Raw genomic sequence first — 26,796 nt, forward strand, 5'->3', positions numbered from 1 at the left:
CCGTCGAAAGTGGCGAAATACCGCGCCTCCCGGGACCTCCCGCCCTAGACTCGCAAGCATGCCCGCGCGCGCTCACGACCCAGCCGGACCCGCGGCGGCGGCGGAGCCAGGCCCTCAGGTCCACGAGGTCGGTGCCCGCGGCCGCACCGAGCCCGCCGCGCCCGACCCCCGATCCCTCCGGGCGTTCCTCACGACCCCGCGCCCCGTGGGCGACGGGACCGACCCGACCGTCCGGATCGTCGACACCCCCGAGTCGCGCGTCCGCCACCCCAGCGACCTCGTCGGGATCGTGCTGTGCGCACTGGGCATCGCGCTCGTCATGTTCATGTCGGTCTACGCGCACGGCACCACCGCGGGCGTCGCCGAGGACGTCCAGGGGTTCTCCGACCTCCTCGCCACGATCCTCATCATCCCCGTCGCGGTCCTCGAGGGGCTCGTGACCCTCGTGATCCCCACTGCCGTCCTCATCGAGCTCGGCATCCGCAAGCTCGGCCGCCAGGTCGTCGAGTCGATCGCCGCGGCAGCCGTCGGCATGCTGCTCGGCATCGCCCTCACCTTCTCGGTGCTGACGTTCGGGTCCGACGACCTCATCCAGGGGCTCTCGGTCCGCAAGCAGGGCGTCTGGGCCATCAGCATCCCCTGGTACGTCGCCGCGATCAGCGGGCTCCTGACCGCAGCGGGTCCCCGCACCCGGCGCCGGACGGTCGCCTGGTCCTGGAACCTGCTGTTCGTCGCGCTCGGCGTCGTCCTCATCACGGCCCAGGTCTCGCTGCCCGGCGTGATCATCACCCTCCTGCTGGGCCGCATCGCGGGCAACACCGTGCGCTGGGTGTCCGGCGTGCGCAGCGAGCGCGCGTACGGTCCCCACCTGGTCGACGGCGTACGACGTGCCGGCTACTCGCCCACCGCGCTCGTGCGCGTGCGCGACGTGTCCCAGCCGGCCGAGCTCGCCGAGGCCGCCGAGGACCCCATCACCGAGGTCAACGCCGAGGGCGAGATCACGGGCGAGGTGCACGTCGGCGTGGTCCGCATCGCCGGGTCCGACGAGGACTCGGCCCTGACCGCCGACGCGCGGATCGCGGGCGACCACCTGTCCGGAGCGCTCGGCGAGGGCGTCCGCGAGCCCGCCGAGGCCCCGTCGGACCCCGCCGCGATCGCCCTCACCCGGTCCGGCGACAACCGCGTCTACGCGATGTTCACCGAGGACGGCGTGCGCCGCGACGTCGTGGTGCTCGACGGCGACCGGCAGGTCGTGGGTGTCATCACCCGGTTCTGGCGCTCGCTCCGGCTGCGCGGCATCGAGGGCCGCGCCGCGATCTCGCTCAAGGCCGTCGCCGAGCGCACAGCCCTCCTCGCCTATGCCGCCCGCGCGGCCGGCGTCCGCACGCCGCGGCTGCTCGGCGTGGCCGAGGCCGACGACTCGATGATCCTCGTCCAGGAGCACGCCGTGGGCGCCGTGTCGCTGCGCGACCTGCCCGACGACGAGGTCACCGACGCCGTCCTCACCGAGGCGTGGCACCAGATCCAGCTCGCGCACGACGCCGGGCTCTCGCACCGGGCGCTCACCTCCGACGTCATGCTCGTCAGCCGGGGCGAGCCCGGCGGCGCCGCGACCCACCCCGCCGGGACCGGTCCGGGTGCGGGCACCGCCGAGGGGTCCACCGCGCCCGCGGACCCCGACGACCCGGCGGTCGGCCCCGACGACTCCGAGGTCAAGGTCTGGCTGACCGGCTGGGAGCAGGGCGACATCGCGTCCTCCGAGCTCTCGCGCCGCATGGACCTCACACAGATGGTCGCGCTGCTGGCGCTGCGCGTGGGCGCCCAGCGCGCCGTGGCCTCGGCCGTGAGCGTGCTGCCCAACGAGGACATCGCGGCGATCGGCCCCCTGCTCCAGTCGATCGCGCTGCCCGTGAGCACGCGCGAGGAGATGCGCGCCAACAAGGAGCTCTTCAAGGACCTGCGCGCAGCGCTCGTCGAGCGCCTGCCGGAGACCGACGTCGAGCCCCAGCGCATCACGCGATTCGGCGCCCGGACGATCATCACGCTGACCCTGACGATCGTCGCGGTGACCGTGGTCGTCACGACGATCAACTTCCAGGAGATCGCCGAGGCCGTGAGCTCGGCGAACCCCTGGTGGGCCGTCGTCTCGTTCGCCCTGGGCGTCCTGACCTGGTTCGGCGCGGCCCTGACCTTCGTGGCCTTCTCGCCCGTGAACCTCCCCATGGTGCGGGCGACGCTGACCCAGATGGCGGGCTCGTTCGTGGCCCTCGCGGCCCCCGCGGGGATCGGCCCGGCGGCGCTCAACCTGCGGATGCTGACCAAGCGCGGCGTCTCGACGCCCATGGCGGTCGCGACCGTGGCCCTGGTCCAGGTGTCGCAGTTCGTCGTGACGATCCTCCTGCTGGCGATCCTGTCGGTCTCGACCGGCTCGGGCGGCCTGGTCAACCTGCCCTCGACGACGGTCCTGATCGCGATCACCGGGGTGGCCCTGGCCGTGGTCGCGACGCTCCTCGTCCCGGCCGTGCGCCGGTGGGCGGTCGCGAAGCTCCGCCCGATGCTCCAGCAGGTGTGGCCCCGCCTGTCCGAGATGCTGAGCCAGCCGGGCCGCCTCGCGGTGGGCGTCGGCGGCAACATCGTCATGACGCTGGGCTACGTGCTGGCCTTCGACGCAGCGCTCGCGGCGTTCGGGGTGAACCTGACCCTCATCGAGGTCGCCGTGATCTACCTGGTCGGCAACGCGGCAGGTGCTGCGGTCCCCACCCCCGGTGGCCTGGGCGCGATCGAGACCGCCCTCATCCTGGGGCTCACGACCGCCGGCGTCTCGAGCCCGCTCGCCACCTCGGCCACGATCCTCTTCCGCGTCGCGACGTACTGGGCGCGCATCCCGATCGGCTGGGCCGCGATGCGGTACCTGCAGCGCAAGGGCGACCTGTAGCGCGCCCTCCCCTCAGCCGGCCCCCGGCCAGGCACGCCTGAGCGTCGGGCCCCCCGGTCCCGGAGGCCCGCACCCGCCGCAGTCGTCGGCCCTACGCGCGCAGCACCACGGCCGAGCCCTGCCCGCCGCCGCCGCACAGCGCCGCCGCCCCCACGGCCTCGTCGCCGAGGGCCGCGAGCCGCCGAGCCAGGTGCCCGACGATCCGCGCCCCGGACGCCCCGATGGGGTGGCCGAGCGCGATGGCGCCCCCGTGGGCGTCGACGATCGCGGGGTCGACGCCCAGCGCGTCCACGGACGCGAGGGCCACCGCGGCGAACGCCTCGTTGATCTCGATCGCGGACAGCTCGTCGACGCCGAGCCCGGCCCGCGCGCAGGCCGCGAGGATCGCGTTGGCGGGCTGCGCGTGCAGCGAGACGTCCGGTCCTGCGACGAGGGCGTGCCCCAGGATGCGGGCACCCGCCAGTCCGCGCCGTGCGGCCTCCTCGTCGCTCACGAGCACCAGTGCTGCGGCGCCGTCGGAGATCTGCGAGGCGTTCCCGGCCGTGATGGTGCCGTCCTCGCGGAAGGCGGGGCGCAACCGTGCCAGGCCCTCGACCGTGGTGTCGGGGCGCACGCCGTCGTCGGCCTCGACGAGCCTCCCACCCCGCCCGGGCACCTGGAACGGCGCGATCTCGCCCCGGAGGAAGTCGGCCGCGGCGGCGGCGCGGGCGTGCGACGACGCGGCGAACGCGTCCTGCGCCTCACGGCTGATCGCGAGCCCCTCGCCGTGCCGCTCGGTGCTGAGGCCCATCGAGTCCTGCTCGAACGCGTCACGCAGCCCGTCGTGCGCGAGCGTGTCGACGAGGGTCACGTCGCCGAGCTTCCGGCCCGCACGGGACCCGACCCACGCGTGCGGCGCGAGGCTCATGGACTCCTGCCCCACGGCCACCACGACCTGCGCCTCGCCCGCGGTGACGAGCCGGTGCGCCTGCACCACGGCCTCCATGCCGGACAGGCACACGGCGTTGAGCGTCATCGCGGGCACCGTGTACGGCACGCCCGCCCCGACGGCGGCCTGCCGTGCGGGGTTCTGGCCCGCCCCGGCCTGGAGCACCTGGCCGGCGAGGACCATCTGCACGTCGTCGGGCCCGATCCCCGCGTCCGCGAGCGCCGCACTCAGCGCGTGGGCCCCGAGGACCGCGGCGGGGACGGTCGCGAAGGCGCCGTCGAACCGCACGAAGGGCGTGCGCGCGTATCCGGCGATGACGGTCATGACTCCTCCTGTCCTGCCGGGGCGGCGGCCCCGGCGTCCTCCAGCCCGACGGCGTAGCCCGCCTCGGTCGCGGCGCGCACCTCGTCGAGGGTCACGCCGGGGGCGACCGCGCGGAGCACGAGGTGGCGGCGCGGGGTGCCGGTCCCGGCGAGGCCGGGGACGACGTCGAAAACCGCACGGTCGGTGATGATCCGGTCCACGACGGCCTCGCCCGTGAGCGGCAGCCCGCACGTGCGCCGGAGCTTGGGCGACCCGTCGCGTGCCACGTGGTCCATGAGCACCACGATCCGGGGCGTTCCCGCGACGAGGTCCATGGCCCCGCCCATGCCCTTGACGAGCTTCCCCGGCACGGTCCAGTTGGCCAGGTCGCCCGTCTCGGAGACCTCCAGGGCTCCGAGGATCGCGATGTCGACGTGCCCGCCCCGGATCATGGCGAACGACGTCGCGGAGTCGAAGTAGCTCGCGCCCGGCAGGGCCGTGACGGTCTGCTTGCCCGCGTTGATCAGGTCGGCGTCCTCCTCGCCCTCGACCGGGAACGGGCCGATCCCCAGCATCCCGTTCTCGCTCTGCAGCGTGATCGAGACGCCGGGCGGCAGGTGGTTCGCGACGAGCGTCGGGATACCGATCCCGAGGTTGACGTAGTCGCCGTCGCGCAGCTCGGCCGCGGCGATCGCGGCCATCTGGTCCCGGTCCCAGGGCATCTCAGGCCTCCTGTCCTGCGGTCGCCGCGGCGGTGGCCGCGCCACGCGGGCGTACCGTGCGCTGCTCGACGTCCTTGACGCGTGGCCGCGCGGGCACGACCCGGTCGACGAAGATCCCGGGCGTGACGACGACGTCGGGGTCGAGGGGGGCGGCGGTCAGGATCTCGGCCTCGACGACCGTGACGCGACCGGCCGTCGCGACGAGGGGGTTGAAGTTCCGGGCGGTGAACCGGTACGTGAGGTTGCCGTAGGCGTCGGCCCGGTGCGCGTGCACCAGGGCGAGGTCGGCGACGATGCCGCGCTCCAGGACGTAGCGCCGCCCGTCGAACTCCTCGACGGGCTTGCCCTCCGCGACCGGGGTCCCGACGCCCGTGGCGGTGTAGAACGCGGGGATGCCCGCGCCGCCCGCGCGCAGCCGTTCGGCGAGCGTGCCCTGCGGCACGAACTCGACCTCGAGGTCGCCGTCGAGGTACCGCTGCGCGAACAGCTTGTTCTCGCCCACGTACGACGACAGGACCTTGTCGACCTGGTCGCTCTCGAGCAGCAGCCCGAGCCCCTTGCCGTCGACGCCCATGTTGTTGGACACCACGGTCAGCCCGCGCACGCCCGAGTCGCGCACGGCCTCGATGAGGTCCGACGGGATGCCGCACAGCCCGAACCCGCCGACCGCGATCGTCATGCCGTCGCGGAGCAGGCCGTCGAGCGCGCTCGCGGCGTCGTGGTGGTGCTGGACCCCGGGCGGGCGCGGGGTCGCCGCGGCGGCCGGTCCCCCGCCGTCCTGTCCGAACCGGTCGGTCGTCATGTCTGCCTGCTTCCTGTGCGGAGGGACTCGGGGGCGGGCTCGCCCGCGTGGCCTGCGTCGTCGGCTGCGCGGGCACGCCGCAGCACGGCCTCGGCGTGCCGGAGCGAGGGGCCGTCGATCATGACGCCGTCGTGCGTGAACACGCCCTCGTGCGCCCTGGCGGCGGCGAGCAGCGCGCGCGCCGCCGCGACGGCCTCAGCGGGCGGCGCGTACGCGGACCGGATCACGGGCACGTGCGAGGGGTGGATGCACGCGGTCGCGGCGAACCCGACGGCCGCGGCGTCGAGGGCCTCGGCGCGCAGCCCGTCGAGGTCCTCGATCGCGAGGTGCACGGCGTCGATCGCGGCGACCCCTGCGGCTCCCGCGGCGAGCAGCACCGCGGACCGTGCGGCGCGGGCGACGTCCCGGTACGTCCCGTCGGGGAAGCGGCTCGACGTCCCTCCGAGGGACGCGACCAGGTCGTCGGCCCCCCACATGAGGGCGGCGACGCCGGGGCGTCGGGCCAGCTCGGGCGCGGCCAGCACGCCCGCCGCGGTCTCGCACAGCGCGACCACGCGCAGCCCGCCCAGGTCGAGCGGCAGCCGCTCGTCGGCCTTGGGCACCATGACGGTCCGGTAGGCGGTGCGCGCGAGCGCGACCAGGTCGGCGGCGTGCTCCGGGGTCCCGACCGCGTTGACCCGCACGATCGTCCGCCCGGGGTCGAGGGGTTCGGCGAGCAGAGCGTCGCGCGCAGCGGCCTTGCGGTCGGGCGCGACGGCGTCCTCGAGGTCGAGGATCACGGCGTCGGCGCGATCGAGGGCCTTGCGGTAGCGGTCGGGCCGGTCGGCGGGGCAGAAGAGGAGCGCGGGCCCCAGGTCGAACGACGTCACGGGGCACCGCCCCCCGGCCCGACGCCGGAGCGCCCCTCCGCGCCCGGCCCGCCCGTGGCGGTGGTCGCGGCGGTCGCGGCGGTCGAGGCGGTCGCGCCCGGCGCGGTCGCCTCGCCCGACGCGTGCGGTGCGGTGGCGGGGGCCTCGTGCGCGAACGCTCCCCGCGGGTGCCCGCCCGACGAGCACACGGGGTGGGCGTCGTCGTCGGGCACCGCGGGAGGCAGGGGCTCCGGGCCCGCCGCGGCCCCGGGGGGCGCCGACCGGGCGGCCGCCTCGTGCGCCGCCCGCGCCCACACGAGCGTCGACCGGACGGCCCGCGCCACGAGCACGCCGTCCTGGTTGTGCCCCCGGTGCTCGAACGTCACGACCCCCTGCCCGGGCCGCGAGCCGGACAGCCGCTTCTCCAGGACCACGGTCGAGGAGTACAGGGTGTCGCCGTGGAACACCGGGTGGGGGAACGCGACCTCGGCGAACCCGAGGTTGGCGACGATCGTGCCCTGCGTGAGCTGCGCGACCGAGGCCCCGACGAGCGTCGAGAGCGTGAGCATCGAGTTGACCAGCCGCTGCCCGAACGGCTGGCCCGCGGCCCAGGCCGCGTCGAGGTGGAGCGACTGCGTGTTCATGGTGAGCGTCGTGAACAGCACGTTGTCCGCCTCGGTGAGCGTGCGACCCGGGCTGTGGACGTAGCGCACCCCGGTCTCGAGCTCGTCGTAGTAGAGCCCGCGCTGCGTGATCTCCCGCATCCTGCTCTCCTTCCCTCTGTCGGTTCCCCCGTACCGTCGGTTCCCCCGTGCCGAGAACGGGGTTGCGGTCGTTCTGGGCGGTATGCCGACCTCAACCTCGTTCTCGGCACCGCGAAGAGCTCACGCCTCGAGGCCCAGCCCGCGCGCGATGATCATGAGCTGCACCTCCGTGGTCCCCTCCCCGATCTCGAGCACCTTGGAGTCCCGGTAGTGGCGGGCCACCGGGTTCTCGTTGAGGAAGCCGTAGCCGCCGAAGATCTGCGCGGCGTCGCGTGCGTTCGCCATGGCGGCCTCACTGCTCACGAGCTTGGCGATCGACGCCTCGACCTTGAACGGCACGTCGTTCGCGAGCCTCGACGCCGCGTCGTAGTAGCAGAGCCGCGCCTGGTGGACGCGGGCCGCCATGCGCGAGAGCGTGAACGCGATGTGCTGGTGGGACCCGATGTCGCGGCCGAACACGTTGCGCGTGCGCGCGTACCGCAGCGCCTCCTCCAAGCACCCCTGAGCGGCTCCCGTGGCGAGCGCCGCGAACGCGATGCGTCCCTCGTCGAGGGCGTGCAGGAAGTTCGCGTACCCGCGGCCCAGCTCGCCCAGGAGGTTCTCCGCGGGGACCCGGACGTCGTCGAACGTCAGCGGGTGCGTGTCCGACGTGTGCCACCCGACCTTGTCGTAGGACGGCCCGACCGTGAACCCCTTGGTGCCCGCCGGGACCAGGATCGACGAGAGCTCCTTCTTCACCGTCCCGTCGGCCCGCGTCTCCTGCCCCGTGACCGCGGTGACCGTGACCACGCTCGTGATGGGCGTCCCGGAGTTGGTGATGAACTGCTTGCTGCCGTCGATGACCCACACGCTGCCGCCGTCCGGTCCGGGCTCGTGCCGGGCAGTGGTGCGCGTCGCGCCCGCGTCGGAGCCGGCCTCGGCCTCGGTCAGCCCGAACGCCGCGAGCGCCCGTCCCGTGACCAGGTCCGGCAGCCACCGCTCGCGCTGCTCGGCGGTCCCGTGCCGCACGATCGGCATGATCCCGAGCCCCACGCCCGCCTCCAGCGTGACCGCGATGCTCTGGTCGACGCGCGCGAGGGCCTCGACCGCGAGGCACAGCGACAGGTAGTCCTTGCCCTGGCCGCCGTGCTCGACCGGGAAGGGGAGCCCGAACAGACCCAGGTCCCCCATCTCGCGGATGATGTCGAGCGGCAGGCGGCGCTCGGTGTCGTACTGGTACGCGGCGGGCGCGACGACGGTGTCCGCGAACTCGCGCACGGTGTCGCTGAGCTTGCGCTGCTCGTCGGTGAGCTCGGTGTTCATGGCGCTCCTGGGGTGTGGGAGGTGACGTGGACGGCCGGGGTGCCGGCCTGGGAGTGCTCGTCCGGGGACTGTTCGGGCGGGGACTGTCCGGGCGGACCGACCACCGCGGCCGCGGACGCGTCCCCGGTGACGGGCGCGGCGCCGTCGGGCGAGGGGTCGACGGGCGTCGCGCCGTCGGGCGAGGGGTCGACGCGCGCGACGACCTCGTCGCGGCGCACCAGGTCGCCCGGGCGGGTCGTGAGCCGCACGACGCCCGCGTGCGGGGCGGTCAGGGCGTGCTCCATCTTCATGGCCTCGACGACCACGAGGACGGCGCCCGCGGCGACGGTCTCGCCGTCCTCGACGGCGACCGTCACGACCGTGCCGGGCATGCCTGCGCGGACGTCGGGGCTCGTGGGGCCGGCGGTGCGGTCGGAGCCTTCGAGACGGGCCCGGGCTGCGACGTCGAGGTGCTCGGCGCGCGTGGGGACGGCGACCTGGACCACCCGGCCGCCGCGCGCGAGCCAGACGCTCCCGCCGGGGTCGGCCGCGAGGTGCACGGTCTCGCCCGTCCCGTCCACGACGAACCGCCACGCGTGGCCCACGGCGGGGGTCAGCGCGGCCCGCCGGGCCGCCCCCGGCCGCGGTCCCCGGTCCACGTGCACGACGGCGGCGCTCGCGTCGCCGGTCACGGTCACCTCGTGGGGTTCGTCGGCCGCGGTGCGCAGCACGAACCGGTGCGGTCGCGGCGAGGCGTTGAGCCGCCAGCCGTCGTCGGCCCACGGGCCGGACCCGCGTGCGGGGCGTCGCGCGAGCGAGAACAGCGCGACCGCCACGAGGTCCTCCTCGGTCGCCGCGTCGGACGGCACCCGCCCGCTCGCGACGAACCGCTCGATCAGCCCGGTGTCGAGGTCCCCGGCCTGGACGTCGGGGTCCGCGAGGAGCGCGCGCAGGAAGCCGACGTTGGTGTCGACGCCCAGGACGAGCGTCTCGGCGAGCAGCCGGTCGAGCCGGTCGAGCGCCTGGGCCCGGTCGGCGCCGTGCGCGACGGCCTTCGCGAGCAGCGGGTCGTACTCTCCCCCGACGTGCAGGCCCTCGGTGAGGCTGCTGTCGAGGCGCCACCCGGCGCCGTCGGGCTCGGTGAGCGCAAGGACGTCGCCCGTCGCGGGCAGGAACCCGCGGGCCGGGGACTCGGCGTAGACCCGCGCCTCGATCGCGTGGCCGCGCAGGACCACGTCCTCCTGCGCGAACCCCAGCGGCTCCCCCGCGGCGACGCGGAGCTGCGCCTCGACCAGGTCCAGGCCCGTGACCATCTCCGTCACGGGGTGCTCGACCTGCAGGCGCGTGTTCATCTCGATGAAGTAGAACGTGCTCGGCTCGGCGGCCGGGACGAGGAACTCGACGGTCCCGGCGCCCTCGTAGTCGACGCTGCGCGCGACCTCGCACGCGGCCTCCCCGATGCGGGCGCGCGTCGCGGCGTCGAGCAGCGGCGACGGCGCCTCCTCGACCACCTTCTGGTGACGGCGCTGGAGCGAGCACTCCCGCTCCCCCAGGTGCACGACGGCGCCGCGCGAGTCCGCGAGCACCTGCACCTCGATGTGGCGCGGCCGGGCGACCAGGCGCTCGACGAGCAGCGTGCCGTCGCCGAACGACCGGGTCGCGACGCGTCGGGCGCTCGCGAGCGCGGCCGGGAGGGCCTCGGCAGAGGTCACGACCTGCATGCCCTTGCCGCCGCCGCCTGCGGAGGGCTTGACCAGCAGGGGGAAACCGACGTCGAGGGCCGCCCGGGCGAGGGCGTCGTCGTCGAGCGCCGAGCCGGTCGCGGGGTCGCGCCCCGTGCTGCCGGGCACGACCGGGACCCCGCGCGCCGCGACGATCTCCTTGGCCGTGATCTTGTCGGCCATGGCCTCGAGCGCAGCGACGCCCGGCCCGACGAACACGATGCCTGCGTCCGCGCAGGCCCGTGCGAGCCCGGGGTTCTCCGACAGGAAGCCGTAGCCGGGGTGGATCGCGTCGGCGCCCGTCGCGCGGGCCGCGTCGATGATCGCGGGCACGCTCAGGTACGACTCGGCCGCGGGGGCCGGGCCGATCCGCACCGCGACGTCGGCGAGGGACACGTGGCGCGCGCCGGCGTCGGCGTCGCTGTGGACCGCGACCGAGCGGATGCCGAGACGGCGCAGCGTGCCGATGATGCGGCACGCGATCTCGCCGCGGTTGGCGACGAGCACGGTCCCGAACGGACGACGCCGCGGGCCGTCAGGACGATCGTGACCGTGAGGGGCACGCGCCGGTGCCGACACGTCGGGGGTGCGCAGCGGGAGCATGGCCCTCACATCCTGAAGAGCCCGAACCGCGGGCCCTCGGTCGGGGCCAGCGGCGTGCGGGCGCACACGTCGAGCGCGAGCCCGAGCACGCGGCGCGTGTCGGCGGGGTCGATGACGCCGTCGTCCCAGAGCCGGGCCGTGGCGTAGTACGGGTCGCCCTGCTCCTCGTAGCGCGAGCGGATGTCCTCGCGGAAGGCGGCCTCGTCGTCGGGCGCCCACCGCTCGCCGCGCGCCGCGAGCTGGTCGGCCTTGACCGTCGCGAGCACCGACGCGGCCTGCGGGCCGCCCATGACCGAGATGCGGCTCGCGGGCCAGGACCACAGGAAGCGCGGCGAGTACGCGCGCCCGCACATCGAGTAGTTGCCCGCCCCGAACGACCCGCCGACCACGACGGTCAGCCTGGGCACGCGCGTCGTCGCGACGGCCGTGACCATCTTGGCGCCGTCCTTGGCGATGCCCCCGGCCTCGGCGTCGGTGCCGACCATGAACCCCGAGATGTTCTGCAGGAACACGAGCGGGATGCCGCGCTGGTCGCACAGCTCGACGAAGTGCGCACCCTTGAGGGCCGACGGGCTGAACAGCACCCCGTTGTTCGCGACGATCCCCACGGGGTGCCCGTGCAGGTGCGCGAACCCCGTGACCAGGGTGTCGCCGTACTCGCGCTTGAACTCGTGGAACACGCTGCCGTCGACGAGCCGCGCGACGATCTCGCGCGCGTCGTAGGGCGCCTGGACGTCGACCGGGACGGCGCCGTACAGGCTCTCGCCCGGTCCGCCGGGCTCGTCCTGCCCGACCGCGGGCGGCGCGCTCGCCTGCACGGCCCACGCGGGCGCGGGGTCGGGCGGGAGCGTCGAGACGATGCGGCGCACGATCGCGAGCGCGTGCTCGTCGTCGTCGGCGAGGTGGTCCGTGACGCCCGAGCGCCGCGCGTGCATGTCGCCGCCGCCCAGCTCCTCGGCCGTGACGACCTCGCCGATCGCGGCCTTCACGAGCGGCGGGCCACCCAGGAAGATCGTGCCCTGGTTGCGGACGATCACGGTCTCGTCGCTCATCGCGGGCACGTACGCGCCGCCCGCGGTGCACGATCCCAGGACGGCCGCGATCTGCGGGATGCCTGCGGCCGAGAGCCGGGCCTGGTGGTAGAAGATCCGGCCGAAGTGGTCGCGGTCGGGGAAGACCTCGGCCTGGAGCGGCAGGAACGCGCCGCCCGAGTCGACCAGGTAGATGCACGGCAGCCGGTTCTCGAGCGCGATCTCCTGGGCGCGCAGGTGCTTCTTGACCGTGAGCGGGTGGTAGGTGCCGCCCTTGACGGTCGCGTCGTTGCACACGACCAGGACCTGCCGCCCTTCGACCAGGCCGATCCCCGCGATCACCCCCGCGCCGGGCCACTCGCCTCCTCCCAGCCCCTCGGCCGCGAGCGGCGCGACCTCCAGGAACGGGCTGCCCTCGTCGAGCAGGTGCTCGACGCGCTCGCGCGGCAGCAGCTTGCCGCGCGCGACGTGCCGGGCGCGCGACTGCTCGGGACCGCCGAGCGCGGCCCGTGCCGTGCGTTCGCGCAGCCCGGCGACCAGCGCGCGCTGCGCCGCGTCGTTGGCCCGGGCGGTCGGCGAGGCCGGGTCGACCGTCGTCCCCAGGACGTCGCCCACGCCCGGCGGGCGCGTGGTCGGCAGCGTCGCGGTCACGAGTCGCCCCCCGTCGAGGGCGCGCCCCGGTCGTCGGGGTCGGCGGCGTCGGCGGGGTCGCCCACGAGCAGCAGCGCGAGCGCCGGGTCGGCGAGCAGCGCCCCGAGCTCGGCGAGGAAGCGGGCCCCCTGCTCGCCGTCGACCACGCGGTGGTCGAACGACAGGCTCAGCGTCACGACGTCGCGCAGCGCGACCTGCCCCTCGTGCTCCCACGGGCGGCGGCGCACGGCCCCGACGCCCAGGATCGCGGCCTCGCCCGGGACCAGGATCGGCGTCCCGGCGTCGACGCCGAACACCCCGACGTTGGTGATCGTGAGGGTCCCGCCCGTGAGCCGCTCGGGCGCGGTGCGTCCGCTGCGGGCCGTCGCGGTGAGGTCCGCGAGCGCCTCGGCGAGGCCCGTGAGCCCGAGCCTGTGCGCGTCGGGCACGTGCGGCACCACGAGGCCGCGGTCGGTCGCGACCGCTATCCCCAGGTGCACGCGCGGGCTGTGGACGATCTCCGCGCTCCCGTCCGGCAGGTCCTCCCACCGGCTCGCGAGCGACGGGTGCCGGGGCAGCACCACGCACAGCGCCCGCGCCACGAGCGCCAGGACCGTGATGCGCGTCCCGCGGGCGAGGGGGTGGGTGCGGAGCCGTTCGAGGAGCTCGGTGCCGGGCGTGACGTCGACCGTGAGGAACACGGTCGCGTGGGGCGCGGTGAACGCGCTCGCGACCATCGCGGCGGCCGTGTGCTTGCGCACGCCGCGCACGGGGGTGCGCGTCTCGCGGGCAGCGGGATCCCCCGGCCCGCGGCCGGCACCGGTGCCCGCCCGGCCCGACGACGTCGCGCCCGTCCCGCGCGCCGGTGCGTCGTGCGCGGTGCGCGGCTCGGGCGGCGGGAACCCGCCGGTGCGACGCGCGGCGGCCCGGGCCAGCCCGGACTGGCCGAGGAGGTCGCGCAGGGCCGTCGGCCCGGAGCGGCGCGAGGAGCTCGGCGGGTACTCGTCGTCGCCGGGGGCGCCGGGGGCGCCGTGGGCACCGTGGCCGCCGCCCTGCTCGTCGACCGGACCGGTCGAGGCGGTGCCCGGGAGCCCGTGGGCACCGTCGCGCTCGCGCCCCGTCCCGTCACGCGCCACGCCCTGCGCACAGCTCACGGCGGCGAGGACGTCCTCGCGGGTCACGAGGCCACGAGCCCCGGTCCCGACGATCCGTTCGAGGTGGACGCCGAGCTGCTTGGCGAGGCGGCGCACGGGCGGCGTCGAGCGGGGGCGCTCGGCCGGGGCGGCCGCGCCTCCGTCCTGGGCGGTGACCGCCGGGACCTCCTGGCCGCTCCCGGGTCCACCGTCGCCGGCCGGGACGGGGCTCGTCGTCGCCTGCGGGTCGTCCCCGGCGTCGGCGAGCCCGATCTCGGCGGGAGCCCCCGCAGGACCTCGACGCGCCCGCCGTGCCGGGCGGCCCGCACGCTCGGGTCGCGCGCCGTACCCGACGAGGTTCGGCTGGGGCGCCTCCTCGGCGGCGTCCTCCCCGCCGCCGGCCGGACGCCCGGTCGGCGCGGCGCCGTCGGGCAGGACCGTCCCGGCCTCGTCGGGGACCTCGAACGTGACGAGCGGCTCCCCGACGTTGACCGTCTGCCCCGGCTCGGCGTGCAGGACCGTGACGACGCCCGCGTACGGCGACGGGAGGTCGACGAGCGCCTTGGCGGTCTCGACCTCCGCGATGACCTGGTTGAGCTCGACCCGGTCACCCGCAGCGACGTGCCAGCTCACGAGGTCGGACTCGGTGAGGCCCTCGCCGAGGTCGGGGAGACGGAACTCGCGCGTGCTCATCACCGTGCCACCCCCTCGAACGCCGCATACCCCGCCGCCGTGTACGCCCCGCGCCCCAGGACGCGGTCCACGCCGTCGAGGATCCGGTCGAGGTCGGGGACCTGGTGCTGCTCGAGCTTCGCGGGCGGGTACGGGACGTCGTGCCCCGTGACCCGGAAGGGCGCGGCCTCGAGGTGGTCGAAGCAACGCTCGGTCGCGGCCGCCGCGACCTCCGCACCCAGGCCCGCCTGGTGCGGGGCCTCGTGCGCGACGACCAGGTGCCCGGTCTTGCGGACCGACGCCGCCACGGTCGCGTGGTCGATCGGCGACAGCGAGCGCAGGTCCACGACCTCGACCGACACGCCCTCGTCGGCGGCCGCGACCGCCGCGTCGCGCGCCGTCGTCACGAGCGACCCGAACGTCACGAGCGTGACGTCCGTCCCGGGCACGACGACGCGCGCCGCGTCCATGGGCGGTGCCGTGCGGAGGTCGGCCGCTTCGTTGACCTCGCCCTTGAGGTGGTAGCGACGCTTGGGCTCGAAGAACACGACCGGGTCGTCGCACGCGATGGCCTGCTGGAGCACGGTGTACGCGTCCTGCGGGTCGGCGACCGTCACGACGCGCAGGCCTGCGGTGTGCGCGAAGTACGCCTCGGGCGACTCCGAGTGGTGCTCGGCCGCGCCGAGCCCCCCGCCCACGGGGATGCGGATCGTGATCGGCAGGCGCACGGCACCGCCCGTGCGGGCGTGCATCTTGGCGAGCTGCGACACGATCTGGTCGAACGCGACGTACACGAACCCGTCGAACTGGATCTCGCACACGGGCCGGTAGCCGCGGTACGCGAGGCCCACGGCCGTGCCGAGGATGCCCGACTCGGCGAGCGGCGTGTCGAGCACGCGACGCGGGCCGAACTCCTTCTGCAGCCCGTCGGTCACGCGGTACACACCGCCGAGGCGGCCCACGTCCTCGCCCATGACGACGACCTTGTCGTCGTTCGCGAGCGACCTGCGCAGCCCCGCGTTGAGGGCCTTGGCGAGGGTGAGGGTGGTCATCGGGAGCCTTCCTTCTCGTCGACCGTGCCGGTCGTGCTCGCGGCACCGTCGTCGGGGCCGGCATCCCTGTCCGCGTCGGCGTCGGCGAACCCCTCCAGGTACTGCGCGTACGCGGCGCGCTCCTCGGCGAGGGCCGCGTGCGGCTCGGCGTACACGTGGTCGAAGATCGTGAGCGGGGGCGGGTCCTGGAGCCCCGTGCACCCGGCGCGCAGCTCGGCCGCAGCCCGGTCGGCGACGCCCTGGACCCGCTCCTCCTCGGCGTCGTCCAGCAGCCCACGGTCGGTGAGGTAGGCCCGGTAGCGCGAGATCGGGTCGCGCCCGGCCCAGGTCTCGAGCTCGGCGGGGTCCCGGTAGCGCGTGGGGTCGTCGGCCGTGGTGTGCGGGCCCATGCGGTACGTCACGGCCTCGACGAACGTGGGACCGCCGCCCGTGCGGGCGCGGTCGAGGGCCTCGCGCGTCACCGCGTGCACCGCGAGGACGTCGTTGCCGTCGACGCGAACGCCGGGGATCCCGAAGCCCCCGGCCCGGTCCACGAGCGGGACGGGCGACTGGAGCGTCACGGGCTCCGAGATCGCCCACTGGTTGTTCTGGCAGAGGAACACCACGGGCGCCCGGTAGGTCGCGGCGAACACGAACGCCTCGTTGACGTCGCCCTGGCTCATGGCGCCGTCCCCCAGGTAGGCGACCGCGACGGAGTCGGCGCCGTCGTTCTGGACGCCCATGGCGTAGCCCGTCGCGTGCAGGGTCTGGGCGCCGATGATGACCTGCGGCGTCGCCATGTTGACCGCGTACGGGTCCCACCCCGACGCCGTCACGCCGCGCCAGACCCGCACGAGGTCGACGAGCGCGACACCTCGCGTGTACGCCACGGCGTGCTCGCGATAGCTCGAGAACACGAAGTCGTCGGGACGCAGCGCCCGGCCCGAGCCGACCTGCGCGGCCTCCTGCCCCAGCAGCGGGGGCCAGAGCGCGAGCTCTCCCTGCCGTTGGAGGGCCGTGGCCTCGGCGTCGATCCGACGCACCACCACCATGTCCTCGTAGAGGCGGACGGCCGACGCGGGGTCTGCGTCGAGTCCTTCCAACCACCGGTCCTGCGCGGCCGATCCGTGGCGTGCACCGGCCTCGTCGAGCACCTGGACGACGTCCTGCGTCGTCCGCGTCCCGGCGCGGCCGTCCACACGGCTGTCGACTGTGCTGGGCGTCATCGCGTCACCTCGCGTCTGCTCCCGTGCTCGTCGTCGAGCACCCCGGGGCTCACCGTCGAGCACCGGATACCGCGAACGTAACCCCGCCCCGCACATGGCTCCAGTCATCGCGGAAACCTTGCGCGCTCTGCTCCCGGATGTCGGGCTAGGCTGAACAATGTGCGCAGCTACGATGCCGTCGACCTCGATCTCCTCGTCGCGCTCGCGAAGGACCCGCGCGGCACGATCGTCGCGCTGGCCGAGCGCCTGCGGCTCTCACGCAACACGGTGCACGCGCGCATGGCCCACCTCGAGGAGGCCGGGGCGTTCCTGGACTTCGACCGGCGCATCAGCCCGGAGTTCCTGGGCCACCCCCTGACGGCGTTCATCGAGGTCGAGGTCAAGCAGAAGGAGCTGGGCCGCATCGTGGCGACGCTCGCGGAGATCCCCGAGGTGCTCCAGGCGCACGGCCGCTCGGGCACCTCGGACCTGCGGGTCCTGGTCGCGTGCCGCACGACCGACCACCTGTTCCGCATCGACGCGGCGATCCTCGCGATCGACGGGGTCGAGCGCACCGAGACGTCGCTCTCGATGGGCGAGCTCATCCCCTACCGGGTGCGGCCCTTGATCGAGCGGGCGCGCAAGGCGCTCTAGGGCGGGCCGCCGGGAGCACCGCGGTCACGAGACGGGTGGTCCGGCACGAGTCGGGCGCTCCCGCCGTCGTCGCAGGCACCCGTCTGGGACCGAACCACCCGTCTCGCGCAGCGGCTTCCCTGCGGCCCCCGACGCAGGCCCCCTACCTCAGGTCCCGCAGGTACGCCGCCGCCCCGTCGTACGACGACATCTTGCGCTCGTAGTACACCGCGATGATGAGCAGCAACCCGCCCGCGGCGGTCAGCGTGAGCATCCACGGCCCCGCGGAGATGGCGGTGCCGAGCTGGCTCACGAACACCACGAGGATCTCGACCGGGAGCACCACGACGCCCAGCACGAAGGGCGCGGCGAGGTGGAACCGGGTCCCGACCAGCACGGCCGCGAGCGCCAGCCCGATCACGAGCACGGCCCGCCACGTCCGCGCGTCGGTGTACGTCGCGAGGACCGAGGGCCCGAGCACCGCCAGGATCCCCGCCGCGAGCGTGCGCCACGAGCCGACGAACCCGACGGGCCAGTCGGCGAGCCGCGGCGCGCTCACGCCCCGGTCCCCGGCCACGCCCCCGGTCCCCGTCGCTCCGGCGCCGACGTCCCCGGACCGGGCGGCCGCCCGCGACGTCGCCGCGAACGCCAGGTACCCGGCGACCAGCAGGCCGGCACCGAGGGGCAGCGAGAAGACCTCGACGCGCAGCTCGCGCGGGCTCCACGCCCCGATCGCGGCGGTGAGCGCGAGCAGCCACACGAACCAGGTGGGTGGCCAGCGGAGCTCGCCGGGCCCGGACGACGCCACGGCCCGGCGCACGGTGTGCACCACGAGCAGGACGAGCGCGACCTCCACGAGCCACGCGAGTGCGATCACGGTCCAGCTCTCGCCCACGGCCCCGACCGGCCCGACGACGCCGAGCACCATCGCGGGCGCGGCCCACCACCTGCGCAGGGGCGGCGCGAACGGGCGGGGAGCGGCGCCGTCGGGCCGTGCCGTCACGCCCCACGGTGCGACCGCCGCGACGAGCCGGTCCCCCGCGAGCGCCGCGAGCGCAGCCCCCGCGACGGACCAGGCGAGCGCGACGAGGTAGACCTGCGTGGGGTCGGCCCCCGCCGCGTCCTGGGTCGACCGGAGGGCCGCGACCAGCCCCGCGACCGAGGACAGGATCGCGGCGAGCGCGAGGTGCGCCGCGGCGTCGGCCGCCCAGACCGGGTCGACGCGACCGCCGCGGGCCGCGAGCCGACGGGCCGCCTCGCCGCCCGCGACGAGGACCAGGCCCAGCAGCAGGAGCCCAGGGTCGCGCCACGGGTCCCCGCCCGGGACGAGGATCGACACGAGCAGCGAGGGCAGCACGAGCAGCCCGAGGCCGCACAGCACGAGGCGCCAGCCCGCGGGCGTGCGCCGCGCCAGGAGACCACCGACGACCACGGCCGCGAGCGCGGGCGGCGCCGTGTAGGCCTCGACGAGCCCGACGTCGAGCAGCACCAGCAGCGACCAGAGCGCGCAGACCCACATCCCGCCCGCGACCCACCAGGCCCAGCGACGGGCCGGGCGCCCCGCGACGACCGCGGCCCCCGCCCCGAGGACGAGGAACACGATCGCCGCGGTCTCGGGGCCGGCAGCGACGCGCACCAGGGCGAGCAGGACCGTGAGCGAAGCCGTGACGAGCACGCCGACCTCGACCGCGGTGCCGGCGTCCTGCACGTGCCGCCCGGGGAGCCCGCGCGCCCGCAGGTACGCCTGCGCGGCCGGGACCCCGACGACCGTCGCCGCGGTCAGGATCGCGACGAGCGGCAGCACCACGGGCGACGCGCTGCCGGGCACGACCTCGGCGCCGAGGCAGACCAGCACGACCGACGCCGTCGGGAGCAGGAGCCCCGCCGCGACCACGCGCACCTGGCGGGCCATCTCGGCCCGCCGGGTCAGGACGAGCACGGCCTCGAGCGCGAGCATCGTGGCGGCCGCCGCGGCGGACCACCAGCTGCGCTCCTCGAGGACCGTCGCGACCCCCAGGAGGAACGGCACCGAGGTCGTGACGAGGACGGCCCACCACGACGGCTGGCCCACGGCACGGACCCGCGTCACGACGATCGCGACGACCGAGGCCGTGACCGACACGACGGCGACGGCCTCGATCCCGGTGAGCCGCGCACCGTCGAGCGTCGTCCCGAGCACGAGCAGCGCGTAGGCGTACCCCGCGGCCACGAGGAACGGGCGCGCGGGGGCGGGGACCGCGCGCCGGGCGTACAGCGCCAGCGCGAGCACGACGGCGCCGCCCAGGACCACGGTCGGGCGCGCCGCCCAGGACACGAGGGCCGTGAGCGCGGTCGCGGCGAGACCGCCCGTGAGCGCGGCCGCACCCCACGTCGCCGGCGACCGGAGGGTCCGCGGGGCCGACGGCTCCGGGGACCCCGCGCCCCTGCGCACCCGCGCGAGGCGGCCCGCGGCGAGCAGCAGGGCGAGCGCCAGGCCGCCGAGCGCGACGAAGGTCGTGACCGCTGCCCAGGCCGGGTGCAGGGCGACCGCCAGCAGCAGGAGGAGGACGACCCAGGGGGCGGTGCCCGCCGCGGTCCCGGGCACGACGGGTGCGGGGGTGCCGCCGAGGCGCAGGCTCGCGACCCCGAGGAGCGCGAGCACCGCCGCCACCACGCCGACGAGCCCAGCCGTGTACGTGGCGTCGGTGAACGTCGGGCTCTCGGTCAGGCGGTCGGTCGTGAACGACCACGCAGGGTTCGTCGGGCGGATCGTCGAGACCGCCACGAACAGGCCCGCGAACGCGAACGACACGGCGGGCAGCGCGGCCGCGGCGAGCACGGCCGCGCCCCCGGCCACGAGTGCGGGAAGGGTCCGGCCGGAGGCCCTGGCGAGCGTCGCGACGCCCACCAGCACCACGCCGGCCAGCAGCGCGGCCACGGGCACCGTCCCCAGCCACGCGGGATGGGACCCGATGCCGAGGAGCGCCCCCGCGAGGACCGTCGCCCCTCCCGTGGCCCACCACCATCCGCGCTGCGACGTGAACCAGGCGAGCAGCGCGGCCGTGCCGGCGGCCGCCAGGACGAGCAGCGCGGCACCGCTCCACCCCGGGATGCCCGGGACCGGTGGCACGAGGAGCGCCAGGACGACCGCGGTGGGGAACGCGAGGAAGCGTGCGACCTCGAGCAGTGCCTGCTCCACGCCCAGACCCGACCCGAGCCGCTCGCGCGAGACCCGCAGGACGGGCAGGTCGAGGAGCGTCACGAGCGACGAGGCCAGCAGGGCGACCACGTACGCCGCGAGGGTCGCCCCGGTCAGCCCGTCGAACGCCCCGGCGAGGACCAGGGGCACGACGGGGGCGACGACGAGCCCCGCGCCGACCCAGCTCCGCATCCGGACGCGGAGGCCCGCCGCGAGGAGACCGCCCGCGACCAGGAGCAGCAGGACACCGCGCACGACGGCGGGGTCGGCTGCCCCGAGCAGCCTCGCGCTCAGGACGAGCTCGACGTCGACGAGCAGCAGCACGACGCCGAGCGCGCCGATCGACTCGGCCGACGCACCCATCCCTCGTCGCCGCAGGAATCCCGCGGTCGCGAGCGCGAGGAGCGTGACGACGCCCGTGACGAGCGCGCGGAGCGCGAGGTCGTCGGCGAGCGTGAAGAAGACGAAGACGATGGTCGCGACCGCGAGCAGCCCCGCCCCCGCGCTCGCGAGGATGGGCTGGAGGCCCAGCCCGGACCGCACCGGGGCGGGTGCCACGGGGGCCCCGCCCGGCCCCGGCCGACGCGTGTGCGCGGTCGGCGCCGGGCGCGGTGCGGTGGGGCGAGGTGCGGTGGGGCGCGACGCCCCGGGGTCGACCGGCGGGGCCGGGCGCTCGGGTCGGGGTGCTGGGAGCGCGCCGGGCCCGGTGGCCGCACCGGGCGCGGACCGCGGGCGGGGCGCCGGGTCGGGGCCTGCGGCCTCCGCCTCGACCGCACGCAGCGACCGCAGGGCGGACGACCGCCGTTCGAGCGCGAACGCCGCCTCGCGCGACGCACGCAGCACCTCGACGGCCCACGGGCCCGACAGGAGCAGCCCGCAGTCCGAGCAGCGGACCGACGTCAGGTGTGCTCCGCACGCCGGGCACGCGTGCTGGTCGCGCAGCCGCGTCGTCGCGACCTCGACCCACTGTTCACTCATGCGCACATCATGGCGAACTCCACGCACGGGCACCGGGCCCGTCCGGTGGGGTGTCCGTGCTGATCAGGTGAAGGGCCCGCTCCGGGCCAGGTCGCCGTCCTCGTCGCGGTGCACGCTCCCGCGTCGCGCCTCGGGGGCGTCCGATCCGACGTCGCGGGACGGTCCAACGGCCGGGCCGTGGACCGTCGGCCCGTCGAGGGGTGCCCGCCGGTCGGGTCCGGGCTCGCCGGTCCCGGTCTGGTCGACGGGCAGCGCCCGGCCGGAGGGCACCGCCGCGACCGCGACGGCCGTCGTCAGCGGGATCGCGAGCACCAGACCGATCGAGCCGACGAGGGTCCGGACGACCTCCTCGGCGATCTCCCCCGACGTGAGGCTCGTGCCGAGCGCCTGGTCGGACAGCCAGACGGCCATGAGCAGGGGCAGGGCGGCTCCCACGTACGCGAACGCGATGGTGTAGACGGTCGAGGCGATGTGGTCGCGACCGATCCGCATGGCCCGCGCGAAGAGCTCGCGCCGCGACGCCCAGGGCGCGAGGGCGCGCAGCTCCCACACGGTCGAGGCCTGGGTGATCGTCACGTCGTTGAGCACCCCCATGCCCGCGAGCACGATCCCGCAGATCGCGATGCCCTGCAGGTCGATCCCGGGCGCGTAGGACGGGAGCCAGAGCGCCTCCTCGGACGTGAGGCCGGTGATGCGCGCCGTCGAGGCCCCCCAGGAGGCGAGGACGGCCGTGAGGACGAGGCCCACGAGGGTGCCGACCATCGCGGTCGAGGTCCGGGCCGTGAACCCGTGCGCGACGTAGAGCACCACGAACATGACGGCCGACGACGTCACGAGCGCCACGGGCAGGACGTCCTGCCCCGCGAGGAGCGCAGGCAGCGTGAACTGGGCGATCGTCACGAGGGCGACCGCGAGCCCGGCGAGCGCGGCGAGCCCTCGCAGCCGGGCGACGGCGAGCACGAGCAGCGCGAACGCGACCGCGAGCGCGGCGATCGGCACGGAGCGCTCGAAGTCGAGGAACGCGTACGGTGAGCCGCCGTCCCCCTCTACCTGGGAGATGTAGAGCATCCGCAGGCGGTCGCCGGCCTCGAAGCCGTGCTGGACGTACTCGGGCGGGGCGACGACCTCGGTCTCGGTGCCGTCGTCGAGGCGGACGGGCACGAGCCCGGTCTCGACCTCGGCCGCGCCCGTCACGACGCCGTGCACCACGTGGGTGCCCTGGGCCGTGAACGGGATCTGGTCGGGCAGGTCGGCCGCGCGCGGCCAGAGCGCGACGAGCCCGACGACCGTCAGCAGCAGCGCCGGGACGAGGATCGCGGCCAGGGCGAGCCGGACCCTGCGCGTCGCGGGCAGCGCCGGACCGCCTCCGTGGGGGTCCGCGTCCCGTCGGCCCACGGGTGGCCCGGGACGCGCCCCGTGCTCGGGCGGGCCGGCCGTGCGGGAGGTGCGGGCACCGTGGCGTGCGGTCCCCGTGCGGGACCCACGCTCTCCGGGCGCGCTGCTGGTCGGGTGCTGCGGGAGGCTCATGACGCCCTTCGGGTCGCGGTGGGCGCACGCCCAGGACCCGCCCACTCTAGAGAATGAGAACGGTTATCGGTGGGTGCGACGCGCTGCGACCGCCACCTCCGGAGACGACAGAGGCCCGGGCGACCGACGTCGTCGGGCACCCGGGCCTCTGCGCGAGATGCGGGGCCTGGCCCCGCGGTGCGGCACGCCTCAGCGTGCCGCGAAGATCACTTGGTGACGGCCTTCTTGAGGAGGCTGCCGGCGCTGATCTTGACACCGAAGCCAGCGGGGATCTGGATCTCCTCGCCGGTGCGGGGGTTGCGGCCCGTGCGAGCGGCACGCTCGACGCGCTCGACGGAGAGGAGGCCGGTGACCTTGACGGCCTCGCCCTTGCCGAGCGACTCGACGAGGACTTCCTGGAACGCGTTGAGGGCGTTCTCGGCCTGAGCCTTGGTGAGGTCGGACTTTGCGGCGATGGCCGAGACGAGCTCAGACTTGTTGAGCGACATGCGGATCCCTTCATCGGTTCACGCCCCGCAGTGGGCACCACGGGACGTTGAGGTCTCAGTTTGCCAGCCCTGAGGCGGGACTTCGTGGACAACACTAAGGAATCTACGGGGTTCCGCGCGCGTTTCCGCGCCGAAGTCGTTCCTCTGAGCGCGGAATCTTGTCCGATCCGCCCCGAATGTGACCTACTGGGCGGCTCCGGACCCCGCCGACGGGCCACGGTCGGCACGCGACCGCGGGCCGAGCACGACGCGGACGAGCCGCCCACCCCGAGGGGTGAGCGGCTCGTGGCATGCTGCGCCGTCCTCGCGGCGCCCGCGTCTCAGCGGCCGTCGCTCGCGGCGGAACCGCCCTTGCTCCCGTACCGCTGACGGAACTTCTCCACGCGTCCCGCGGTGTCCACGACGCGCGCGGTGCCCGTGTAGAACGGGTGGCTCGCGCTCGAGATGTCGACGTCGACCACCGGGTAGGTGTTGCCGTCCGTCCACACGATCGTCTTGTCCGGGCGGCCCGGGCCGCCGGGGTTGTTCCCGGCGAGCGTGGACCGCGTCAGGAACGCGAAGTCGGCCGAGACGTCGCGGAACACGACCGGCCCGTACTCGGGGTGGATGTCCTTCTTCATGGGTGCTCCTCTGCGTGTCTCGACTACCAGCTGGACTTGGTGACGCCCGGCAGCTCCCCGCGGTGCGCCATGTCGCGCAACCGGATGCGGGAGAGGCCGAAGCGGCGGTTGTAGGCGCGCGGACGACCGTCGACCACGTCCCGGTTGCGCAGGCGGGTCGCGCTCGCGTCGCGGGGCTGCGCCCGCAGCTCGGCTGCGGCGGCGTCCTTCTCGGTGTCCGTGGCGCGGGGCGACGCGATGATCTTCTTGAGCTCGGCACGGCGCTGGGCGTACCGGGCGACGATCACCTCGCGCTGCTCGTTGCGCGCGATCTTGGACTTCTTGGCCATGCGGCTCCCCTACCGTTCCTCGCGGAACGCGACGTGCGCCCGGGCGACCGGGTCGTACTTGAGCAGGGTCAGCCGGTCCGGGTCGTTGCGCCGGTTCTTGCGCGTGACGTAGGTGTAGCCGGTCCCGGCGGTCGAGCGCAGCCTGACCACGGGACGCAGCTCGGTGCGTGCTGCCATCTGATGTGTCTCCCTCGATGTCTCCGACGACCCCGCCCGGGGCGGACGGTCGCGGCGTGGGCACTCCTTCCCACCCTGACATGCCTGCCCACCGACGGCACCCAGAGGCGTGGCTCCTCGCGGTCGGCGCCCGGGGCACCGGTCGAGCGGGTCACTGATGAGAATCGTTCTCTTGGGGGTGGAGCGCTCGCGGGGCCTCGGATATTCCCGGAACCCCTTCGACGCCCTCCAGATCCTTCGGACGACGCGATCCCCCCGCGACTCCCCGGCCCTGAGTGCCGTCACCCACGACCGTGAACGGCACCGCGCCCTTGGTACCTGGACGTCGTCGACGCCCGCGCAGCGTGAGCGGCTTCGCCCTGGCCGTCCCCCCGATCGACGGGCGTCACAGCTCTTCGACGTACTCCTCGGGCTCACCGAGGACGGCCGAGGCCGTCAGCTCGAGGTCGTGACCGACCGCGTGGAGCTCGAGGACCGTGACGGTGTTGCTCCCTGCGTGCAGCAGCGGCGCGGGGACGTAGAGGGTGTGCTGGGGGCCGCGCTCCCAGTAGCGGCCGAGCAGCACGTCGTTGACCCAGACGAACCCCTTGCGCCAGCCCGGCAGGGCGAGGAAGGCGTCGGCCGGGACGTCGACGTCGAGCGTCACCCGTGCGACCACGCCCTGCGGCCCGACGGCGGCGGGCGCCGCGGCAGGGGCGGCGGGCGCCGCGGCAGGGGCGGCTGCCCACAGCCCGTCGACGGGCAGCAGGTCGAGCGGCAGCGAGCGCGAGGTCCAGCCGTGCACGATGCGCCGCTCGACCAGGACGTCGCCCAGGATCCCCTTGTGCTCGCCGAGCCGAGGCCCGTAGTTGATGCGCCCGAGGTTCTCCACGAGGATCTCGACCCGCACCGGCACGCCGTGCCCGCGGACCGTGAGGCCCAGGTGGGAGGTCTCGCGCTCCAGGACGCCGACCTCGTGCCCGTCGACGTAGACCGTCGCCCGGTCGTGCAGACCGAGGATCGAGAGCGTGCTGTCCCCGGGCGGGAGGACCGGGGTGGCCGTGTGGAGCACGAGCCCGGCGTTCTGGCCGAGCTGCTCGAAGGTCAGCGGCGACGGAGCGACCGTCGCGGCGCCCGATGCGCGCAGCGCGGGCAGGAGCGGGCGCGTGGTCACGGGCGGCAGGGTGCGCGCTTCGAGCTTGGGCGACGGCGCGATCCACCGGTCGTCCTGGGCGTCCTCGGGGATCCGGGTCCCGTGCGACGCGTGCTCGGACAGCACCTTGCGCAGCGCGAAGAACTTGGGGGTCACGCTGCCGTCCTCGGCCACCGCGGCGTCGGAGTCGTAGCTCGTGACCGTGGGCTGCAGGCGGGTCCCGTCGTGGTTGGCGCCTGCGGTGAGCCCGAAGCTCGTCCCGCCGTGCGCCATGTAGAGGCTCACGGAGCCGCCGAGGTCGAGGAGCTCGCGCACGTCGGCCGCCGCGCTGTCGGCGCCGCGCACGTGGTGCGGGTCGCCCCAGTGGTCGAACCACCCGTTCCAGAACTCGGCGCACACGAAGGGCTGCTCGCCGCGACGCGCGGTGAGCTTGTCGAGCGCCTGCCCGGGGCGGCTGCCGAACGTGGCCGCCGCCAGCACGCCGGGAAGCGTCCCGCCGTCGAGCATGAGGTCCGTGGGGCCGTCGGCCGTGAAGAGGAGCTCGTCGATGCCCCGGTCGACGAGCGCGTCACGTACCCACGCCACGTAGGCGTGGTCGTCCCCGAAGCTGCCGTACTCGTTCTCGACCTGCACGGCCACGACGGGGCCGCCTCGGCCCGCCTGGAGCGCGGCGAGGCGTGGCACCAGCTCGTCGAACCAGGCGGCGACCGCGGCGAGGTACGTCTCGTCGCTGCAGCGCAGCCGGATGCCCGGGAGCGCCGTGAGCCACGCCGGCAGGCCACCGTTGTCCCACTCGGCGCAGATGTACGGCCCGGGGCGCACCACGACGTCGAGCCCGAGGTCGCCCGCGAGGCGCACGAACCGCTCGACGTCGCGCCACCCCGTGAAGTCGAACGTGCCGCGCTCGGCCTCGTGCCAGTTCCACGGGACGTAGGTGTCGACCGTGTTGAGGCCCATGGCGCGCAGGCGCAGCAGGCGGTCCTCCCACTGGTCGGGGTGCACGCGGAAGTAGTGGATCGAGCCCGAGAGCATGCGGTGGGGGGCGCCGTCCCGCAGGAGGGTCGTGCCGTCCACGTGCAGGGTCCGGCCGCCGGCCGGGCGCGGGGCCCGGTCGGCTGGGTGCTG

Annotated in this window: 19 protein-coding genes and 1 pseudogene; 2 read left to right on the forward strand and 18 right to left on the reverse strand. The window is 75.2% G+C overall.

Features of this window, described 5'->3' with window-relative positions:
* Positions 1 to 58: 58 nt before the first annotated feature.
* On the forward strand, positions 59 to 2,935 hold the full coding sequence (locus NHG27_RS05140) for a lysylphosphatidylglycerol synthase transmembrane domain-containing protein (RefSeq protein ID WP_227748238.1): 2,877 nt from the start codon (positions 59 to 61) through the stop codon (positions 2,933 to 2,935).
* Between the two features lie 91 nt (positions 2,936 to 3,026).
* Here NHG27_RS05140 and NHG27_RS05145 read toward each other — a convergent pair whose 3' ends face one another.
* From NHG27_RS05145 to pdhA, 11 genes and pseudogenes are all read right to left on the reverse strand, one after another.
* A complete protein-coding gene (locus NHG27_RS05145) occupies positions 3,027 to 4,187 on the reverse strand; it encodes an acetyl-CoA C-acyltransferase (protein WP_497014977.1) in 1,161 nt (386 codons plus the stop codon).
* Positions 4,184 to 4,888 (reverse strand): 3-oxoacid CoA-transferase subunit B, encoded by a 705-nt coding sequence (locus tag NHG27_RS05150; protein WP_497014978.1) that lies wholly within the window; start codon positions 4,886 to 4,888, stop codon positions 4,184 to 4,186. Before NHG27_RS05150 ends, NHG27_RS05145 begins: the two co-directional genes overlap by 4 nt.
* A gap of 1 nt (position 4,889) precedes the next feature.
* Complete coding sequence (locus NHG27_RS05155; RefSeq protein WP_497015028.1) at positions 4,890 to 5,567, reverse strand: CoA transferase subunit A; 678 nt, start codon at positions 5,565 to 5,567, stop codon at positions 4,890 to 4,892.
* A 119-nt stretch (positions 5,568 to 5,686) separates the two neighbouring features.
* Positions 5,687 to 6,559: an HpcH/HpaI aldolase/citrate lyase family protein gene (locus NHG27_RS05160; RefSeq protein ID WP_497014979.1), complete on the reverse strand. Its 873-nt coding sequence runs from the start codon at positions 6,557 to 6,559 to the stop codon at positions 5,687 to 5,689.
* A gap of 260 nt (positions 6,560 to 6,819) precedes the next feature.
* Positions 6,820 to 7,302 (reverse strand): annotated as a pseudogene (locus NHG27_RS05165) (MaoC family dehydratase); the annotation flags it as partial.
* A 120-nt stretch (positions 7,303 to 7,422) separates the two neighbouring features.
* Positions 7,423 to 8,604 (reverse strand): acyl-CoA dehydrogenase family protein, encoded by a 1,182-nt coding sequence (locus NHG27_RS05170; protein WP_193719112.1) that lies wholly within the window; start codon positions 8,602 to 8,604, stop codon positions 7,423 to 7,425.
* Positions 8,601 to 10,907: an acetyl/propionyl/methylcrotonyl-CoA carboxylase subunit alpha gene (locus tag NHG27_RS05175; RefSeq protein ID WP_497014980.1), complete on the reverse strand. Its 2,307-nt coding sequence runs from the start codon at positions 10,905 to 10,907 to the stop codon at positions 8,601 to 8,603. Before NHG27_RS05175 ends, NHG27_RS05170 begins: the two co-directional genes overlap by 4 nt.
* 5 nt (positions 10,908 to 10,912) lie before the next feature.
* On the reverse strand, positions 10,913 to 12,541 hold the full coding sequence (locus NHG27_RS05180; RefSeq protein WP_497015029.1) for a carboxyl transferase domain-containing protein: 1,629 nt from the start codon (positions 12,539 to 12,541) through the stop codon (positions 10,913 to 10,915).
* A 44-nt stretch (positions 12,542 to 12,585) separates the two neighbouring features.
* On the reverse strand, positions 12,586 to 14,394 hold the full coding sequence (locus NHG27_RS05185; RefSeq protein WP_497014981.1) for a dihydrolipoamide acetyltransferase family protein: 1,809 nt from the start codon (positions 14,392 to 14,394) through the stop codon (positions 12,586 to 12,588).
* Positions 14,394 to 15,425 carry an alpha-ketoacid dehydrogenase subunit beta gene (locus tag NHG27_RS05190; protein ID WP_193719115.1) on the reverse strand — a complete coding sequence of 344 codons (1,032 nt, stop codon included), beginning with the start codon at positions 15,423 to 15,425 and terminating at the stop codon, positions 14,394 to 14,396. Before NHG27_RS05190 ends, NHG27_RS05185 begins: the two co-directional genes overlap by 1 nt.
* Complete coding sequence (gene pdhA / locus NHG27_RS05195; protein ID WP_497014982.1) at positions 15,422 to 16,630, reverse strand: pyruvate dehydrogenase (acetyl-transferring) E1 component subunit alpha; 1,209 nt, start codon at positions 16,628 to 16,630, stop codon at positions 15,422 to 15,424. Before pdhA ends, NHG27_RS05190 begins: the two co-directional genes overlap by 4 nt.
* A 159-nt stretch (positions 16,631 to 16,789) precedes the next feature.
* On the opposite strand from pdhA, the gene NHG27_RS05200 reads away from it, so the two are divergent.
* Positions 16,790 to 17,263 (forward strand): Lrp/AsnC family transcriptional regulator, encoded by a 474-nt coding sequence (locus NHG27_RS05200; protein WP_205307478.1) that lies wholly within the window; start codon positions 16,790 to 16,792, stop codon positions 17,261 to 17,263.
* 142 nt (positions 17,264 to 17,405) lie between these two features.
* On the opposite strand, the gene NHG27_RS05205 is transcribed toward NHG27_RS05200, so the two are convergent.
* The 7 genes from NHG27_RS05205 to NHG27_RS05235 all read right to left on the reverse strand — a co-directional run bounded on the left by NHG27_RS05205 (position 17,406) and on the right by NHG27_RS05235 (position 26,745).
* Positions 17,406 to 21,398 (reverse strand): SCO7613 C-terminal domain-containing membrane protein, encoded by a 3,993-nt coding sequence (locus NHG27_RS05205; protein WP_497014983.1) that lies wholly within the window; start codon positions 21,396 to 21,398, stop codon positions 17,406 to 17,408.
* 63 nt (positions 21,399 to 21,461) lie between these two features.
* Positions 21,462 to 22,925 (reverse strand): YibE/F family protein, encoded by a 1,464-nt coding sequence (locus NHG27_RS05210; RefSeq protein WP_497014984.1) that lies wholly within the window; start codon positions 22,923 to 22,925, stop codon positions 21,462 to 21,464.
* 206 nt (positions 22,926 to 23,131) lie between these two features.
* Positions 23,132 to 23,413 carry an HU family DNA-binding protein gene (locus NHG27_RS05215; protein ID WP_030150363.1) on the reverse strand — a complete coding sequence of 94 codons (282 nt, stop codon included), beginning with the start codon at positions 23,411 to 23,413 and terminating at the stop codon, positions 23,132 to 23,134.
* A 320-nt stretch (positions 23,414 to 23,733) separates the two neighbouring features.
* Entirely contained in the window at positions 23,734 to 24,033 is a 300-nt protein-coding gene (locus NHG27_RS05220) for a type B 50S ribosomal protein L31 (RefSeq protein ID WP_193719120.1), read from the reverse strand.
* Between the two features lie 23 nt (positions 24,034 to 24,056).
* On the reverse strand, positions 24,057 to 24,362 hold the full coding sequence (rpsN, locus tag NHG27_RS05225; RefSeq protein ID WP_497014985.1) for a 30S ribosomal protein S14: 306 nt from the start codon (positions 24,360 to 24,362) through the stop codon (positions 24,057 to 24,059).
* A gap of 9 nt (positions 24,363 to 24,371) precedes the next feature.
* A complete protein-coding gene (gene rpmG / locus NHG27_RS05230) occupies positions 24,372 to 24,539 on the reverse strand; it encodes a 50S ribosomal protein L33 (RefSeq protein WP_056761099.1) in 168 nt (55 codons plus the stop codon).
* A gap of 385 nt (positions 24,540 to 24,924) precedes the next feature.
* On the reverse strand, positions 24,925 to 26,745 hold the full coding sequence (locus tag NHG27_RS05235) for a glycoside hydrolase family 35 protein (RefSeq protein ID WP_497014986.1): 1,821 nt from the start codon (positions 26,743 to 26,745) through the stop codon (positions 24,925 to 24,927).
* Positions 26,746 to 26,796 lie beyond the last annotated feature (51 nt).

This window comes from Oerskovia sp. 140933 (assembly GCF_059651515.1).

What these genes read in the sequence shown, in the direction of transcription:
- NHG27_RS05145 (WP_497014977.1), bottom strand. Translation starts at nt 4,187, where the DNA reads ATGACCGTCATCGCCGGATACGCGCGCACGCCCTTCGTGCGGTTCGAC.
- NHG27_RS05210 (WP_497014984.1), bottom strand. Translation starts at nt 22,925, where the DNA reads ATGAGCCTCCCGCAGCACCCGACCAGCAGCGCGCCCGGAGAGCGTGGG.
- rpsN (WP_497014985.1), bottom strand. Translation starts at nt 24,362, where the DNA reads ATGGCCAAGAAGTCCAAGATCGCGCGCAACGAGCAGCGCGAGGTGATC.
- NHG27_RS05185 (WP_497014981.1), bottom strand. Translation starts at nt 14,394, where the DNA reads ATGAGCACGCGCGAGTTCCGTCTCCCCGACCTCGGCGAGGGCCTCACC.
- NHG27_RS05175 (WP_497014980.1), bottom strand. Translation starts at nt 10,907, where the DNA reads ATGCTCCCGCTGCGCACCCCCGACGTGTCGGCACCGGCGCGTGCCCCT.
- rpmG (WP_056761099.1), bottom strand. Translation starts at nt 24,539, where the DNA reads ATGGCAGCACGCACCGAGCTGCGTCCCGTGGTCAGGCTGCGCTCGACC.
- NHG27_RS05215 (WP_030150363.1), bottom strand. Translation starts at nt 23,413, where the DNA reads ATGTCGCTCAACAAGTCTGAGCTCGTCTCGGCCATCGCCGCAAAGTCC.
- NHG27_RS05150 (WP_497014978.1), bottom strand. Translation starts at nt 4,888, where the DNA reads ATGCCCTGGGACCGGGACCAGATGGCCGCGATCGCCGCGGCCGAGCTG.
- pdhA (WP_497014982.1), bottom strand. Translation starts at nt 16,630, where the DNA reads ATGACGCCCAGCACAGTCGACAGCCGTGTGGACGGCCGCGCCGGGACG.
- NHG27_RS05190 (WP_193719115.1), bottom strand. Translation starts at nt 15,425, where the DNA reads ATGACCACCCTCACCCTCGCCAAGGCCCTCAACGCGGGGCTGCGCAGG.
- NHG27_RS05155 (WP_497015028.1), bottom strand. Translation starts at nt 5,567, where the DNA reads ATGACGATCGCGGTCGGCGGGTTCGGGCTGTGCGGCATCCCGTCGGAC.
- NHG27_RS05205 (WP_497014983.1), bottom strand. Translation starts at nt 21,398, where the DNA reads ATGAGTGAACAGTGGGTCGAGGTCGCGACGACGCGGCTGCGCGACCAG.
- NHG27_RS05170 (WP_193719112.1), bottom strand. Translation starts at nt 8,604, where the DNA reads ATGAACACCGAGCTCACCGACGAGCAGCGCAAGCTCAGCGACACCGTG.
- NHG27_RS05220 (WP_193719120.1), bottom strand. Translation starts at nt 24,033, where the DNA reads ATGAAGAAGGACATCCACCCCGAGTACGGGCCGGTCGTGTTCCGCGAC.
- NHG27_RS05140 (WP_227748238.1), top strand. Translation starts at nt 59, where the DNA reads ATGCCCGCGCGCGCTCACGACCCAGCCGGACCCGCGGCGGCGGCGGAG.